1 protein-coding gene is annotated in these 628 nt (G+C 71.2%); it reads right to left on the bottom strand.

What is annotated here, in order from left to right; translation table 11 throughout:
* On the bottom strand, positions 1 to 614 hold a 614-nt coding region (locus IEY86_RS36045; RefSeq protein WP_308425220.1), incomplete at its 3' end, for a ketoacyl-synthetase C-terminal extension domain-containing protein.
* Between the last annotated feature and the right edge of the window lie 14 nt (positions 615 to 628).

The following is a 628-nucleotide window of genomic DNA, read 5'->3' as shown; positions in this document are numbered from 1 at the left end:
GCATCGAACGCCTCCGCGAACACCGGGAACGCCTCATACAGCCCCCGGCCCATCCCCAACCGCTGCGACCCCTGCCCGGCGAAGAGAAACGCGGTCTTCCCGGCATCACCCGCCGTGCCGGTGATGACATGCGCAGCGTCCTCACCGGCCGCCAGCGCGTCCAGGCCCCGCAGCAGCTCCGCCCGATCGGATCCCAGTACCACCGCCCGGTGACCCAGCGTGGACCGGGTGGTCACCAGCGACAGTCCCATGTCACTCAGGCTGTGATCCTCGGCGTGGGCTTCGGCGTGCGACAGCAGCCGCTCCGCCTGGTCCCGCAGTGCCCCGTCCGCCATCGCCGAGAGCACGAGCGGCACGACCGGCGGCTCGCCCACCCCGGAGGCGGCCTCGCCCTCCCCGGACCGAACGTCCGCGGGGGTCTGTTCCACGATCACGTGCGCGTTGGTGCCGCTGATGCCGAACGAGGAGACACCCGCCCGACGCGGCCGTCCCTCGATCGAGGACCACTCGCGTTCGACGGCCAGAAGCTCCACCGCACCGGCCGACCAGTCCACATGGGACGACGGCTCGTCCGCGTGCAGCGTCCGGGGAAGCACACCGTGCCGCATCGCCATGACCATCTTGATCA

The organism is Wenjunlia tyrosinilytica (assembly GCF_014646055.1).
Classification (GTDB): domain Bacteria; phylum Actinomycetota; class Actinomycetes; order Streptomycetales; family Streptomycetaceae; genus Wenjunlia; species Wenjunlia tyrosinilytica.
The sequence above is the reverse complement of the archived record's forward strand: the minus strand, read 5'-3'. Positions and strand labels throughout refer to the sequence as shown.